This window comes from Methylobacterium sp. J-070, from assembly GCF_022829385.1.
Classification (GTDB): Bacteria; Pseudomonadota; Alphaproteobacteria; order Rhizobiales; family Beijerinckiaceae; genus Methylobacterium.
This window is the reverse complement of record NZ_JAKSXX010000165.1, coordinates 157,912-171,624: the sequence shown is the minus strand read 5'-3', so window position 1 is coordinate 171,624 and position 13,713 is coordinate 157,912. Positions and strand designations below refer to the sequence as shown.

The following is a 13,713-nucleotide window of genomic DNA, read 5'->3' as shown; positions in this document are numbered from 1 at the left end:
CGCTATGAGCGAAACCCAGACAGACACATACCCCTTCAGTCTCGATGTGGAGCCGGTCGGCGAGAGCGGCTCAATGTTCCAGTGGAGCATCCGCAAGCACGGAAAGCTGCACCAGCGTTCCGACCGGAAGCACCCCACCGAGGCCAAGGCGCGCACGCACGGCGAGGCCGAGATCGAGCGCCTGATCCGCGACCGCGGCCGCTGAGCCCACCGGCCGGTCTCCGGCACCCGCTCCGCATCCCCACACGGGGGCCGGATCGCTCCGGCCCCCGTCGTCTGGCTCCGGCACCCGGCGACAGGATGGCGCGCGGGCCGCGACCGCGCTTGGCGCCTCCCCGCCGCGCTGCTATCTCGCGCGGGAGCCGATCCAACCGAACACGTCCAGACGTCAGACGGGGCGCGCCGGCGCGCGCCCGAACGGAATGCCGATGACAGCCCCGATCGAATCCATCCGCAACTTCTCGATCGTCGCGCATATCGACCACGGCAAATCGACTCTGGCGGACCGGCTGATCCAGGCCACCGGCACCGTCGCGCTCCGGGACATGAGCGAGCAGATGCTCGACTCCATGGACATCGAGAAGGAGCGCGGCATCACCATCAAGGCGCAGACCGTGCGCCTCGAATACCGGGCCGAGGATGGCAAGGACTACATCCTCAACCTGATGGACACGCCCGGCCACGTGGACTTCGCCTACGAGGTCTCCCGCTCGCTCGCGGCCTGCGAGGGCTCGCTGCTGGTGGTCGACGCCTCCCAGGGCGTCGAGGCGCAGACCCTGGCCAACGTCTATCAGGCGCTCGACGCCAACCACGAGATCGTCCCGGTCCTCAACAAGGTCGATCTGCCCGCCGCCGAGCCCGAGCGGGTCAAGGAGCAGATCGAGGAGGTGATCGGCCTCGATGCGTCGAACGCGGTGCCGATCTCGGCCAAGACCGGCCTCAACATCGAGGCGGTGCTGGAGGCGATCGTCACCCGCCTGCCGGCGCCGAAGGGCGAGCGCGACGCGCCGCTCAAGGCGCTCCTCGTGGACAGCTGGTACGACGCCTATCTCGGCGTCGTCGTGCTGGTGCGGGTCGTCGATGGCGTGCTCAAGAAGGGCATGACCATCCGCATGATGGGGGCCGACGCGGTCCACGGCGTCGACCGGATCGGCGTGTTCCGCCCGAAGATGGCCGAGATCGACGCCCTCGGCCCCGGCGAGGTCGGCTTCTTCACCGGCTCGATCAAGGAGGTCGCCGACACGCGGGTCGGCGACACGATCACCGAGGACAAGCGCCAGACCACCACGATGCTGCCGGGCTTCAAGGAGGTCCAGGCGGTGGTGTTCTGCGGCCTGTTCCCGGTGGACGCCGCCGAGTTCGAGAACCTGCGCTCGGCCATGGGCCGGCTCCGGCTCAACGACGCCTCGTTCTCCTACGAGATGGAGAGCTCGGCGGCCCTGGGCTTCGGCTTCCGCTGCGGCTTCCTCGGGCTGCTCCACCTGGAGATCATCCAGGAACGGCTGGAGCGCGAGTTCAATCTAGACCTGATCTCGACCGCGCCCTCGGTGGTCTACCGGCTGCAGATGCGCGACGGCAGCGTCAAGGAGCTGCACAACCCGGCCGACATGCCGGACGTGATGAAGATCGAGACGATCGAGGAGCCCTGGATCCGCGCCACGATCCTGACCCCGGACGAGTATCTCGGCGGCGTGCTCAAGCTTTGCCAGAACCGTCGGGGCGTGCAGATCGACCTCAACTACGTCGGCAAGCGCGCCATGGTGGTCTACGATCTGCCGCTGAACGAGGTCGTGTTCGATTTCTACGACCGGCTTAAATCGATCTCGAAGGGCTACGCCTCGTTCGACTACCACGTCTCCGACTACCGCGAGGGCGACCTCGTGAAGATGTCGCTCCTGGTCAACGCCGAGCCGGTGGACGCCCTGTCGATGCTGGTCCACCGCACCCGCGCCGAGTCGCGCGGCCGGGCCATGTGCGAGAAGCTGAAGGACCTGATCCCCCGTCACCTGTTCCAGATCCCGGTCCAGGCGGCGATCGGCGGCAAGATTATTGCCCGCGAGACGATCAAGGCCCTGTCCAAGGACGTCACCGCCAAGTGCTACGGCGGCGACATCTCGCGCAAGCGCAAGCTGCTGGACAAGCAGAAGGAAGGCAAGAAGAAGATGCGCCAGTTCGGGCGCGTGGAGATCCCGCAGGAGGCGTTCATCGCCGCGCTGAAGATGGACGATTGATGAGTGGTATATATCCTTATTACAGGTCAAATTCGCGCGCAGCTGCTGTCAATCTAATTGACACGGGGTGCTATAATCACCTGTTCGACATGCCTGCTTCCTCGAGGGGAAATGCGTGCTCGGCGGTGGGGCTTGTCGTATTCAATCATTCGATCTACGTGAAGTTTTCCTAGTATTTTATTGCGAAACGCACTCGGATTGCTGTATTCCACCGACGAACAAAGCTCGTCATCACTCACCCAAGCAACACTTTGATGAAGCAGAATGAGTGCTTGATCGGAAATGCTTAGGTCTGTATCCAAAACTCTCCTCAAGCCACTGCCGGGGCTCCAGATCAATGGAAGCTTACGTTCTGATAAGGCATCGACAGCCTCTTGCGCTTCGGAAGTGCTAACCTCGTGGAACACTCGAATCAGTTCACTGATGATCCAGCTGGCTGTGGCATAGACCGCAGTTGCGTCCATAAAGTTGGGGTCCACGTCACCGCCGACATGGCCGACACCGCGATTATTCCGAATTTCGTAAAGTGGTAGAATGCTTCGCGGCAGGAGTATACGTAGACTGCGGTCCCCTGGACGGCCCGTCGCGGGCCGAGCTTCAAGACTCAAACACGAAGCCTTCATGTTCGGCGGCTTTGATGGCTCAGTTGCAAACGTACCCGATATAGCTCCGTCCAAAATAGTGTAAACAACTTCACAAAATTTTCCTCCGTTTAGTTCCGAAGGTTCCCATCGATGCTCTGCGTAATTAGACGCAATTTCTCGATATGTATCGAATAGCGGCACTCGCAATCCGTCAGGAATTGATTTTAATATCTTATCTGTATCCAATCTCACTTGTTTACAATTCCTTTTACAATTTCGGCACCAGCTTTAAGGCCGGGGCCTGTTAGGGTCCAGCCGGATGATTTCGAGCCTGTATAAAGATTACCCTTCTCTTTGAGATATTTTGCGTGATTTCCTTCATTCAAGCAGCCTAGCGATTTGCAAACATCACGAGCGGACTCGTCGTCGAATTTCGCCTCTCCAGTCTGCAGATATTGCGTAAGCCCTTTTAAAACATAAGCATTTAATGTCTTTTCTTTTAAATTTTTGCCTGGCGACGCGCCGATAATCAAATCAAACGAATCCCCGTTCGAATGGAAAATACCGCCAATCGAGTCTTGTGTAATTCCATTCTGTCGCATCCATAATTTAGCTTTGCTCGACAATCCAGAAATCTCATCGACCTGGCCTTCGGCATTCTGACTGGACGGTTTAGAAACGGAAGGCTCAATATCCTCGCCCAGCAGTGTCAATACCGCATTGATAACTCTCTTTCTGTCCCCGGCCACAAGAGGCTTAAGTATGCCATAAAGCTGCTTCGTGACTTCTGTGACATCAATTTCATCAGCCATTTTGGGACCATAAACAAGATTGCAAGGCGGAATTTATTTGGCATATACACACGGGGCCAAGAGCGTTAGGCCCGCAAAACAAATATTCGCACAATGCTCTTTATGTAACTAGCTTGGCGCTGAGCACTCAGCCATCTTAATGGGATTTTTATGTGGATAAGTTACGTCAATTAGGTCTATGAATTACTTTTTCAGCAATTTAAGTAATTTTAAATATTCCATGATTATTTGCGCGCGTCTGGAACATTTAATGGCAATTAACACCTATGGAGGCAAGATTTCGATCTGAATTCTACTATAAAAAGCCGCCAGGTTCGCAATATCGGAATCCGACAGCTCCTTCGCGACCACGTTCATGATCTCGTTCTGCCGCTTGCCGTCGCGGTAGTCGGTGAGCTGCTTCACCAGATAGGGCTCGACCTGCCCGGCGAGGTTCGGCGCCTCCGGCAGCTTCGAGAGGCCGTCCATGCCGTGGCAGGTCTGGCAGGCCGTCGCGCGCTTCTTGCCAAGCGCCGCATCGCCGGCCTGGGCCGAGAGCGGGACGAGACTGGCGGCGAGGAGGAGAAGCGGGCGGATCATCATCTGGGCTCGGATTGCGCGACGGAACTCTCCTCCCCCATGCGGGGAGGAGTTGGAGGTGGGGGTGGTGCAGACGGCACCGCTGCGCCTCATCCTGAACCACCCCCACCCTCTGATCCCTCCCAGCAGGGGGGAGGGACGGCGATCACTCATTTCTCGTAGGAGATCCGGTAGATCGCCCCGGCGGAATCGTCCGAGACCAGCAGCGAGCCGTCGAGCATCACCGCCACGTCCACCGGGCGGCCGAGATACTCGCCGTCGCCGGTGAGCCACCCTTCAGCGAACGGCTTGACCGATTCGATCTTCCCGTCTGCCCCGAGCTTGGCGAACATCACCCGGGCGCCCACCGGCTCGGTGCGGTTCCACGAGCCGTGCTCGGCGATGAAGATCCCGCCCTTGTAGGAGGCCGGGAACTGCTTGCCGTTGTAGAAGGTCATGCCGAGATCGGCCGCGTGCGGCGCAAGCTCGGCCATCGGCGCCACCGCGTCGGCGGGGGGCGTCTGGTCCTTGTACTCGACGGTGCGGACCGCGCCGCCGCCGAACCAGGGGAAGCCGAAATTCTCGCCGGCCTTGGTGGCGTGGTTCAGCTCGCCCGGCGGCTTGTCGTCGCCCATGCCGTCGACCTGGTTGTCGGTGAACCAGAGCGACTTGTCGGTGGCGAAGTCCATGCCGACCGAATTGCGGATGCCGGTGGCGTAGACCTCGCGGTTCTTGCCGTCGGCGTCGATCCGGATGATCCCGCCGATGCCGACCTTGCGGTACAGGTCCATCTTCTCGGCCGGCGGCACGTTGTAGGGCTGCCCGAGCGCGATGTAGGTCTTGCCGTCGGCGCCGACCCGGCAGACCCGGGCGGTGTGGTTGAAGCTCTCCTCGCCGGCGGGGATCAGCTCGCCCTCCTTGATCAGCACGCTCGCCGCGACGTCCGGGTTCTCGTAGAAGAATTCCGCGGCCGGGAAGGCCAGGACCCGGTTCTGCTCGACCACGGTGAGCACGCCGTCCTTCGAGAAGCAGACGCCGTTGGGGATCTTGAACGTGATGCCCGGCGCGAACGGGCGGACCTCGTCGGCGACCCGGTCCTTGTCGCGGTCGGTGACCGTGTAGATCTTGCTCTTGCGGGTCCCGACGAACAGCACGCCGGCATTGGGGCCGACCGCGATGGCGCGGGCGTCGGGCACAACGGCGTAGAGGTCGATCTTGAAGCCCTCGGGCAGCTTGATCTTGCCGAGATTCTTGCGGATCGCGTCGGCGCGCCGGCCGGTCTGCGGGATCTCGGCGGCGGCCTGGGTGTCGGTGCTGTGCATGCCCTGGAGCTTGTCCAGGTCGTCGGTCTTGGCCTTGGTCTCGGCGGGGGCGGCGCCCTGCGCCAGGGCGGGCGCGGCGACGCCCGCCAGAAGTGCGGCGATGATCAGTGATCGCATCGGTGACTATCCTCCCGGCCACCCCTGAACCGGGGCGTATCCGGAAGCGAACGATAGAGGCGCGGCCTGCCGGAGCAAGCCGCAGCGATGACGCGGCCGGGCCCCTGTCGCCCCTCAGGCGACCTTGCGCGGCACGAGCCGCTCGCTCCCGAGCGCGGCTTGGGCGCCGGACACCCCCGCCTCGGTGTACTCGGCGTCCTCGTTGACCTGCCAGACGTCGTGCCGGCGCTGGCCGCAGAGGATGTTCTCCACGGTGAGCATCGCGGTCATCATCGCGTGGTCCTGGTTGTTGTACTTGTGCATGCCGTTGCGGCCGACGAGGTGGAGGGTCGGGAAGTCACGCTCCAGCTCCCGCCGCACGGTGGCGACGTGCCCGGCATATTCCTCGTCGTAGACCGGATAGGCCTTCGGCTGGCGGACCACGCAGGCATCGACCACGTCGGCCGGGTCGATCAGGCCGATCTGCCCGATCTCGCGCTTGGCGAGCGCCACCAGATCCGCGTCGTCGGCATTCCAGAGCCCGTCGCCCTCGAAGCAGAAGTATTCGAGGCCCAGGCAGGTGTGGTCGGCGTCCGGGACCATCTCGGGCGACCAGGAGCGGAAGTTCTGCACCCGCCCGACCTGCACCGACGGGTCGTGGATGTAGATCCAGTTGTCGGGAAAGTCCTCGGCGGACTTGGCGATCAGCGCCACGGTCAGGAAGTCGCGGTACTTGAGCGCCCGCGCGTTGAAGGTGCTGAGCGGCCGCGGACGGATCGAATCCACCAGTTCGCGCACCGGGGCGGACGAGATGACGTGGCGGGCCGTGAAGGTCTCGCGGCTGCCGTCGGCGCGGCGGGCCGCCACCGTCCAGATGCCTGTGGCGGCATCGAAGCTGAGCGAATCGACGCCCCGGTCGAGGAGCACGCGCCCGCCCTGGGTCTGGATCTTGGCGGCGGCGGCCTCCCACATCATCCCGGGCCCGCGCCGGGGGTAGCGGAACGATTCGATCAGCGTCTTGATGACGGGACCGCCGGCCTTGACGGGCTTGCTCAGGCCGAGCGACCGCTTGAGCCCGTCGCGGATCGCCGACCCCAGGTCCAGGCCCTTGATGCGCTGGGCCGCCCAATCGGCCGAGATCGCGTCGCAGGACATGCCCCACACCTTCTCGGTGTAGGTCTTGAAGAAGATCGAGAACAGCCGCTCGCCGAACTGGTTGCGCACCCAGGCGTGGAAGGTCTTCGGCTCGGCCACCGGCCGGACGCGGGCGTAGAGGTAGGAGGCGAGGCAGGCCGCGCTGGTCAGCACCCCGAGGTTGCGCAGGGCCTCGAAGGCCTTGAGCGGGTAGGCGTAGTAGCGCCCGCGATAGTAGATCCGCGACAGGCGCGGCCGCTCGATGAAGTCGTTCGGCAGGATCTCGTCCCAGAGATCGACCACGGCCTTCGACTTCGAGAAGAACCGGTGGCCGCCGATATCGAACAGGTAGCCGTTGTGCGACACCGTGCGCGAGATGCCGCCGACCTGAGCCGGATCCCGCTCCAGGACGGTGACAGACCGCCCCTGCTTCGACAGCAGGTAGGCGGCGGTGAGGCCGGCGGGCCCCGCGCCGATCACCAGTGTCTCGGTGTGGTGGCTCATCCCGTGCTCCGGCTGGCTCCGCGGCCGGATCGCGCTCCGGCGCCCCGGATAGTGCAGGCGGATGGTTAAGGAACCGCGTCCGCGCGGATTGACCGGTCCTTAAGCGTCTTCGGGGACATCTGGTCCGGCGCCCGCCCCGGGTGCGCAGGGAGATCCGCAGCCGATGCCGTCCGCGGTCGCCGTCTCGCCGGGCCGGATCGACCCCCGGACGCTCCTGTGGGTGCTCGTCGCGCTCAGCCTCGCGACCATGAACGCGCCCCACGATGTCTGGGACACCGTCCGCCACCTGCGCGTGCCCGACACCGACGACGCGATGCGCCTCGTTGAGGTGCGCGACCTCCTGTCCGGCCAGGGCTGGTACGACAACGTCCAGCACCGGTTCCTCGCGCCCGCGGGCGTGCCGAGCCACTGGTCGCGCCTGGTGGATGCCCCCATCGCCGGTCTGATCGCCGCGTTGAGGCCTTTCCTGGGCGAGGCCCTCGCCATGGGGGCGGCGGCGGTGCTCTGGCCCGCGCTGCTGTTCGGGCTGTACGGCGCGGTTCTCTACCGCGGCGTGCGCGCCAGCTTCGGCAGCCGTGCGGCCCTGCTGGCGCTCCTGGCGGCGACCCAGACCTTCGGCATCACCCTTCAGTTCCAGCCGGGCCGCGTCGATCATCACAACATGCAGATCCTCGCCATGCTGGGCTTGGCCTTCAGCATGATCCGCGGTGGATTCCGGGACGGGCTCGTCGCCGGCGCCCTCGCGGCGCTGTCCCTGGCGATCGGGCTCGAGGGCCTGCCCACGATCGCGCTCGCCGCCCTGTACCTCGCGGGCGATTGGTGCCTGCGCGGCCGTCCCGCCGAGGCGGTGCTGGCGGGCTTCGGCCTCGCCCTCGGGGGCGCCGCGCCGCTCCTGTTTGCCGCGCAGACGGCCCCCGGCCTCTGGACCGTTCCGCGCTGCGATGCCCTCTCGCCGCCCTGGCTCTGGCTGGCCCTCGGCGGCTCCGCCCTGGCCGTCGCTTCCGTCGCCCTGGCCCCCCGCCTCGGGTCGATCCGCGCGCGGGCAGCCCTCCTGGGATTCGGCGGCAGCCTACTCGTCGCCGGCTTCGCGCTGGCCGCCCCGGACTGTCTCGGCGGACCCTTCCCGGAGATGCCGGCGCTGGTGCGGACCCACTGGCTCCTGACGGTGAACGAGATGGCCTCCGTGCCCAAATTCGTGGCGCGGGGGCAGTGGGAGGTCCTGGTCTTCTATCCCGTGGCCCTGCTCGCGACCCTGACGGCGACCTGGATGACGTGGCGCGGTCCCCAGCGGCGCGCGTGGTCGGTCACGGCGCTGTTCCTGTGGCCGGGCCTGATCCTCGGCTATTTTCAGTTCCGCGGGCTCTACATCGCCGCGGGCTTCGTGCCGCCGGTGGCGGGCGCGGTGATCGACCGGGCCCTCGCCGCCGCGGGCGACCCGCGTGAAGGGGCCCGACGCTGGGGCATCGCGGCGCTGGGCTGCGGCCTGGTGAGCACCCTCTGGATGGCGCCCGCCACCCTCGCCGAGGCGCTGGCGCCGGCATCCCGCACCGCCTCCGATCCCGCGGGTGCGGCCGCCTGCCAGGGCGATGCCGCCCTGCGGCCGCTGGGCGCCCTCCCGTCCGGAACCGTGCTGGCGCCGATCTTCCTCGGCCCGGCGATCCTCCTGCGCACCTCCCACCGGATCGTGGCCGCGCCCTACCACCGGGCCATCCCCGGACTTCTGGCGGCCATCGAGGGCCTCGGCGGGACCGAGGCGGATCTCGACCGGGTGCTTCGGGATTTCGGGATCCGCTATCTTGTCGCCTGCCCGGACCGGCCGATGGCGGATCTCCAGGCCGAGCCCGCCTTCGCCACACGGCTCGCCCGCGGCGCCGCGCGGTCCGGGCGGCTCGAGCCGGTGGAACTCCCGGGTCCCCTGAAGGTCTGGCGCGTGGTGCCCTGACCGGTCAGAGCAGACGGCGGTCGAGGCGGATGATCCGGCAGGGATCGCCCGCCCGGGCCGCGGGCTCGTGCGGCGCGCGGATCAGCAGCGCCTCGGCGCGCCCGAGAACCGCCAGCATCGAGGAATCCTGCCGCTGCTCGGGCGTCGCCACTGGAAGCCGGCCCGGCTCGACGGAGAGGCTCGCGCGCATGTAGTCGGCGCGGCCGTCGTTGTCCGGCACGTCGCGGCCGAGGGTCGCCGGCTCGCTGTGGTCGGCCCCCGCCCGGGCATCGCCCAGGAGCGCGCGGATCGCCGGAACCACGAAGAGCAGCCCGCACACGATCGATGAGACCGGGTTTCCCGGCAGCCCGATCACCAGCATGTCGCCGAGGCGGCCGTGCATCAGCGGCTTGCCGGGCCGGAGCGCGACGCGCCAGAAGCCGAGTGCCAGCCCCTCCCGGGCCAGGGCCGCCTGGACGAGGTCGTGGTCGCCCACCGAGGCCCCGCCGAGCGTCACCAGCAGGTCGGCCCGCGCCTCCCGGGCCCTGCGAAACGCCGCCTCCAACGCGTCGTGGTCGTCGGCCGCGATGCCGAGGTCGATGATCTCGGCCCCGGCCTCGGCGGCGAGCGCGGCGAGCGCCAGGCTGTTCGAGGCGACGATCTGGTCCCAGGCGGCCGTCGCGCCCGGCTCCACCAACTCGTCCCCGGTGGCGAGGATCGCCACCCGGGGCCGGCGCCGGACCGAGAGCCGCGGATGGCCGGCCGCCGCCGCCAGGGCGAGACGGCGGGCATCGAGGCTGGTCCCGGCCGCGAGAAGGGTCTCGCCGGCGGTGAAATCGAGGCCGGCGCGGCGGATGAAGCGGTTCGGCTCCACCGGCTCCACGACGCGTACGGTGTCGCCTTCGGCGCGCGCGTCCTCCTGGATCAGGATCGCGTCCGCACCCTCGGGCACGGGCGCGCCGGTGAAGATCCGCACCGCCTCGCCGGGCCCGATCCGACCCGCGAAGCCGTGACCGGCCGCGCTGGTCCCGATCAGGCGCAGACTCGCCCCGGTCGCCGCGGCGTCGGCGCCGCGAACCGCGTAGCCGTCCATGGCGGAAGCCGGGAACGGCGGCTGGGTGCGCGTGGCCACGACGTCGGCGGCCAGCGTCCGCCCGGCGGCCTGTGCCAGGGGCACGCTCTCGGGCTCGACCGGTCCGGGAACGCTCGCCAGCACCCGGGCCAGCGCCTCCGCGACCGGGATCAGGCCGCTCATTCCATGGGCGCCCGGTAGGCGCCGGAGCGGCCGCCGTCCTTGGCGGTGAGGCGGATGCCCTCGATGCGCATGCCGCGATCCACCGCCTTCACCATGTCGTAGACCGTGAGGCACGCCACCGAAACCGCGGTCAGCGCCTCCATCTCGACCCCCGTCGGGCCCTGGACCCGCACCTCGGCGGCGATGCGCAGCCCCGGCAGCGCGTCGTCGGGCTCGCACAGGACCCGTATCTTCGAGAGGAGCAGCGGGTGGCAGAGGGGGATCAGCTCGTGCGTGCGCTTGGCCGCCATGATGCCGGCGAGGCGCGCGGTGCCGATCACGTCGCCCTTCTTGGCGTCGCCCTCGCGGATCAGCGCCAGGGTCTCGGGTCTCATCACGATGCGGCCCTCCGCCCGGGCCGTGCGGTCGGTGGCCGGCTTGTCGGTGACGTCGACCATGTTGGCCGCGCCGCTGGTGTCGAGATGGGTGAGCGTCGAGCCCGGCTGCATCGCCTAGCCCTTCTTCCGGGCTTTGGCGCCCTTCGCTTCGGCGCCCTTGGTTTCGGCATCGCCGAAGAGCAGCGTGCGGGTCGCCTGCGTGACGTCCGCCTGCCGCATCAGGCTCTCGCCGACCAGCACCACGCCGAGGCCGTTCGCCCGGAGACGCGTCACGTCGGCGTGGTCGCCGATGCCGCTCTCGGCCACCGCGATGCGGTCGCCGGGGATGCCGGGGCTGAGCCGGATCGCGGTCTCGAACGACACCTCGAAGGTCTTGAGGTTGCGGTTGTTGATCCCGATCAGCGCCGTGCCCAGGGGAATGGCGCGCTTGAGTTCGGCCTCGTCGTGCACCTCGACCAGGACGTCCATGCCGAGGAGGTGCGCCGTCTCCACCAGAGCCACGGCCTCGTCGTCGTCGAGGCAGGCCATGATGGCGAGGACGCAGTCCGCCCCCCAGGCCCGGGCCTCGTAGACCTGGTAGGGCTCGAACAGGAAATCCTTGCGCAGGACCGGCAGCGCGCAGGCGGCGCGCGCCGCGGTGAGATAGTCCGGCCGCCCCTGGAACGAGGGCTCGTCGGTGAGCACCGAGAGGCAGCTGGCGCCCCCGGCCTCGTAGGCCGCCGCCAGGGTGGCGGGATCGAAATCGGCTCGGATCAGGCCCTTCGACGGCGAGGCCTTCTTGATCTCGGCGATGAGCGCCGGACGGTCCGCGGCCAGGTGGGCGCGGATCGCGTCCGCGAAGCCGCGCACCGGGTCGGCCTGCGCGATCCGGCGCTCCAGCTTGGCCAGCGGCACGCGCAGCTTCGCTTCGGCGATCTCGCGGCGCTTGTAGGCCTCGATCCGGGCCAGCACGTTCGGCCGCTCGGGCGGCGTCTCCGCGGCTGCTGCCTGCGTCGCCTCTTGCGTGAGCGAGCTCATCGGCCCTCCTGCTCGTGGGAGTGGTCGTTCGAGGCCTGCACGAGGCGGGCGAGCGTCGCCCGGGCCGCCCCGGTATCCACGGCATCCTGCGCCCGCGCGAGCCCGTCCGCCAGCGCCGACGTCGCCCCCGCGACGACGAGTGCAGCCGCCGCGTTGAGGACCGCGATGTCGCGGTAGGCGTTGCGTGCCCCCGAGAGCACCGCTTCGAGCGCCCGGGCGTTGTCCGCCGGATCGCCACCGCGCAGCTCCTCGGGGGCGCGCAGGGGCAGCCCCAGCTCCAGCGGATCGATGGTGAAGCGGGAGATCCGGCCGTCGTCCAGGGCGACGACCCGGGTCGGGCCGGTCACGGTGATCTCGTCGAGCCCGTCGGAGCCGTGGACGGTCCAGACCCGGCGACTGCCGAGTTCCGCCAGGACCCGCGTCAGCGGCTCGGCCAGCGCCTCCTGGGCCACGCCGAAGAGCTGATAGGCGACGCCCGCCGGATTGCTGAGCGGGCCCAGCAGGTTGAAGATCGTCCGCACCGGCAGTTCCGAGCGCACCGATGCCACGTGGCGCATGGCCGGATGGTGGGCCTGGGCGAACAGGAAGCAGAGGCCGGCGGCATCGAGGCAGCGCGCCTGCGCGGCGGCGTCGAGCCCGAGCCGTACGCCGAGGGCGGCGAGCACGTCGGCGGCGCCGGAGCGCGAGGTCGCGGCGCGGTTGCCGTGCTTGGCCACCGGCACCCCGCAGGCCGCGACCACGATGGCCGCCAGCGTCGAGACGTTCACGCTGCCGGAATGGTCGCCGCCGGTGCCGACCACGTCGACGGCGCCCTCGGGGGCCGCCACCCGCGTCATGCGCGACCGCATGGCCTCGGCGGCGCCGACGATCTCCGCGACGGTCTCGCCGCGCACCTTGAGGGCTGTCAGGAAGGCGCCGGCCTGGACCGGAGTCACCTCGCCGGACAGCAGGTCGTCGAAGGCGGCGCGTGCCTCGGCCCGGTCGAGGGCGACGCCCCCGGCGACTTTCGCGAGATGGGGTCTGAAACGATCCATGACTTCTGACGGAGGGCCGCCCCGGCCTTCAGCCGTCAATGCACGTCGGAGCGGGCCGTGTCACGCGCCGCGTTCCAGGCGGCGGCGAGATCCAGGAAGTTCTTCACGATCTCCGTGCCGTGCTGCGAGCGGATGCTCTCCGGATGGAACTGGACCCCGTGGAGCGGCCGGTCGGCGTGCTCCAGGCCCATGATCAGCCCGTCCGCCTCGGCGGTGACCGTCAGTGCGCTCGGGCAGGTCGCGCGATCGACCACCAGGGAATGGTAGCGCGTCGCGTCGAAGCTGTCGTTCAGGCCGCGGAACAGGCCGCGCGCCCCGTGCCGAATGGTGGAGACCTTGCCGTGCAGCGGCAGGGGCGCCCGCACCACCGCGCCCCCGAAGGCCTGCCCGATCGCCTGGAGGCCGAGGCAGACGCCGAAGATCGGGATCTCCTCAGAGAGGTCGCGCACGACATCGAGGCAGATGCCGGCCTCGTTCGGCGTGCAGGGGCCGGGCGAGAGCACGATCGCGTCCGGCGCCTTGGCGCGGATCTCCGCGATGGTGAGCGCGTCGTTGCGGGCGACCTCGATGGCACCGCAGAGCGGGCCGATCAGATGCACGAGATTCCACGTGAAGGAATCGTAGTTGTCGATGACGAGGACGTTGGACATCGCGGCAGCACGCTCGGGCATGGGGGCGATGTGACGGCTCGGGACCAAGCGGTCAACCATGCCGCGTGTCTGGGGTTTGTAACGCGCCGCTTTGCAGCGATTCGTGTGCTCGGTCCCGGGTCGCATTCCGCATTCGCTGCATGCGCCAGGGAAAGGCCCGCGTGATCTGTTCGCCTCGGCCCTTCTCCAGGCTAGGAAGAGCGGCAGCGGAACCTGAA

The 13,713-nt window shown here is 67.8% G+C and carries 13 protein-coding genes; 3 read left to right on the top strand and 10 right to left on the bottom strand.

Translation table 11 applies throughout. The features are described from left to right. Positions 1 to 73 precede the first annotated feature (73 nt). Complete coding sequence (locus MKL01_RS35755) at positions 74 to 205, top strand: hypothetical protein (RefSeq protein ID WP_279604666.1); 132 nt, start codon at positions 74 to 76, stop codon at positions 203 to 205. 223 nt (positions 206 to 428) lie between these two features. Next, the gene (lepA, locus tag MKL01_RS16810; RefSeq protein WP_243906344.1) at positions 429 to 2,231 is read left to right on the top strand and encodes a translation elongation factor 4; all 1,803 of its coding nucleotides are present in this window, start codon (positions 429 to 431) and stop codon (positions 2,229 to 2,231) included. A 53-nt stretch (positions 2,232 to 2,284) separates the two neighbouring features. On the opposite strand, the gene MKL01_RS16805 is transcribed toward lepA, so the two are convergent. The 5 genes from MKL01_RS16805 to MKL01_RS16785 form a co-directional block, all read right to left on the bottom strand. After that, complete coding sequence (locus tag MKL01_RS16805) at positions 2,285 to 3,067, bottom strand: hypothetical protein (protein WP_243906343.1); 783 nt, start codon at positions 3,065 to 3,067, stop codon at positions 2,285 to 2,287. Further along, entirely contained in the window at positions 3,064 to 3,627 is a 564-nt protein-coding gene (locus MKL01_RS16800) for a hypothetical protein (protein ID WP_243906342.1), read from the bottom strand. The genes MKL01_RS16805 and MKL01_RS16800 overlap by 4 nt, the downstream gene beginning before the upstream one ends. 264 nt (positions 3,628 to 3,891) lie before the next feature. Next, positions 3,892 to 4,206, bottom strand: coding sequence for a c-type cytochrome (locus tag MKL01_RS16795; protein WP_243906574.1), 315 nt, complete (start codon positions 4,204 to 4,206; stop codon positions 3,892 to 3,894). A 149-nt stretch (positions 4,207 to 4,355) separates the two neighbouring features. After that, on the bottom strand, positions 4,356 to 5,624 hold the full coding sequence (locus MKL01_RS16790; RefSeq protein WP_243906341.1) for a PQQ-dependent sugar dehydrogenase: 1,269 nt from the start codon (positions 5,622 to 5,624) through the stop codon (positions 4,356 to 4,358). A gap of 114 nt (positions 5,625 to 5,738) precedes the next feature. After that, positions 5,739 to 7,241: an NAD(P)/FAD-dependent oxidoreductase gene (locus MKL01_RS16785; protein WP_243906340.1), complete on the bottom strand. Its 1,503-nt coding sequence runs from the start codon at positions 7,239 to 7,241 to the stop codon at positions 5,739 to 5,741. 163 nt (positions 7,242 to 7,404) lie between these two features. On the opposite strand from MKL01_RS16785, the gene MKL01_RS16780 reads away from it, so the two are divergent. Beyond that, on the top strand, positions 7,405 to 9,183 hold the full coding sequence (locus MKL01_RS16780; protein ID WP_243906339.1) for a hypothetical protein: 1,779 nt from the start codon (positions 7,405 to 7,407) through the stop codon (positions 9,181 to 9,183). Positions 9,184 to 9,187: 4 nt separating this feature from the next. Here the strand turns inward: MKL01_RS16780 and glp are convergent, their stop codons facing one another. Genes glp through MKL01_RS16755 form a run of 5 tightly spaced genes read right to left on the bottom strand, consistent with a single transcriptional unit; the run spans position 9,188 to position 13,495 of the window. Continuing rightward, positions 9,188 to 10,417 (bottom strand): gephyrin-like molybdotransferase Glp, encoded by a 1,230-nt coding sequence (glp, locus tag MKL01_RS16775; protein ID WP_243906338.1) that lies wholly within the window; start codon positions 10,415 to 10,417, stop codon positions 9,188 to 9,190. Continuing rightward, positions 10,414 to 10,905, bottom strand: a complete 492-nt coding sequence (gene moaC / locus MKL01_RS16770) for a cyclic pyranopterin monophosphate synthase MoaC (RefSeq protein ID WP_243906337.1) — start codon at positions 10,903 to 10,905, stop codon at positions 10,414 to 10,416. The genes glp and moaC overlap by 4 nt, the downstream gene beginning before the upstream one ends. A 3-nt stretch (positions 10,906 to 10,908) precedes the next feature. Continuing rightward, entirely contained in the window at positions 10,909 to 11,811 is a 903-nt protein-coding gene (gene trpC, locus MKL01_RS16765; RefSeq protein ID WP_243906336.1) for an indole-3-glycerol phosphate synthase TrpC, read from the bottom strand. After that, positions 11,808 to 12,845 carry an anthranilate phosphoribosyltransferase gene (gene trpD / locus MKL01_RS16760; protein ID WP_243906335.1) on the bottom strand — a complete coding sequence of 346 codons (1,038 nt, stop codon included), beginning with the start codon at positions 12,843 to 12,845 and terminating at the stop codon, positions 11,808 to 11,810. The genes trpC and trpD overlap by 4 nt, the downstream gene beginning before the upstream one ends. A gap of 35 nt (positions 12,846 to 12,880) precedes the next feature. Continuing rightward, a complete protein-coding gene (locus MKL01_RS16755; protein ID WP_243906573.1) occupies positions 12,881 to 13,495 on the bottom strand; it encodes an anthranilate synthase component II in 615 nt (204 codons plus the stop codon). Between the last annotated feature and the right edge of the window lie 218 nt (positions 13,496 to 13,713).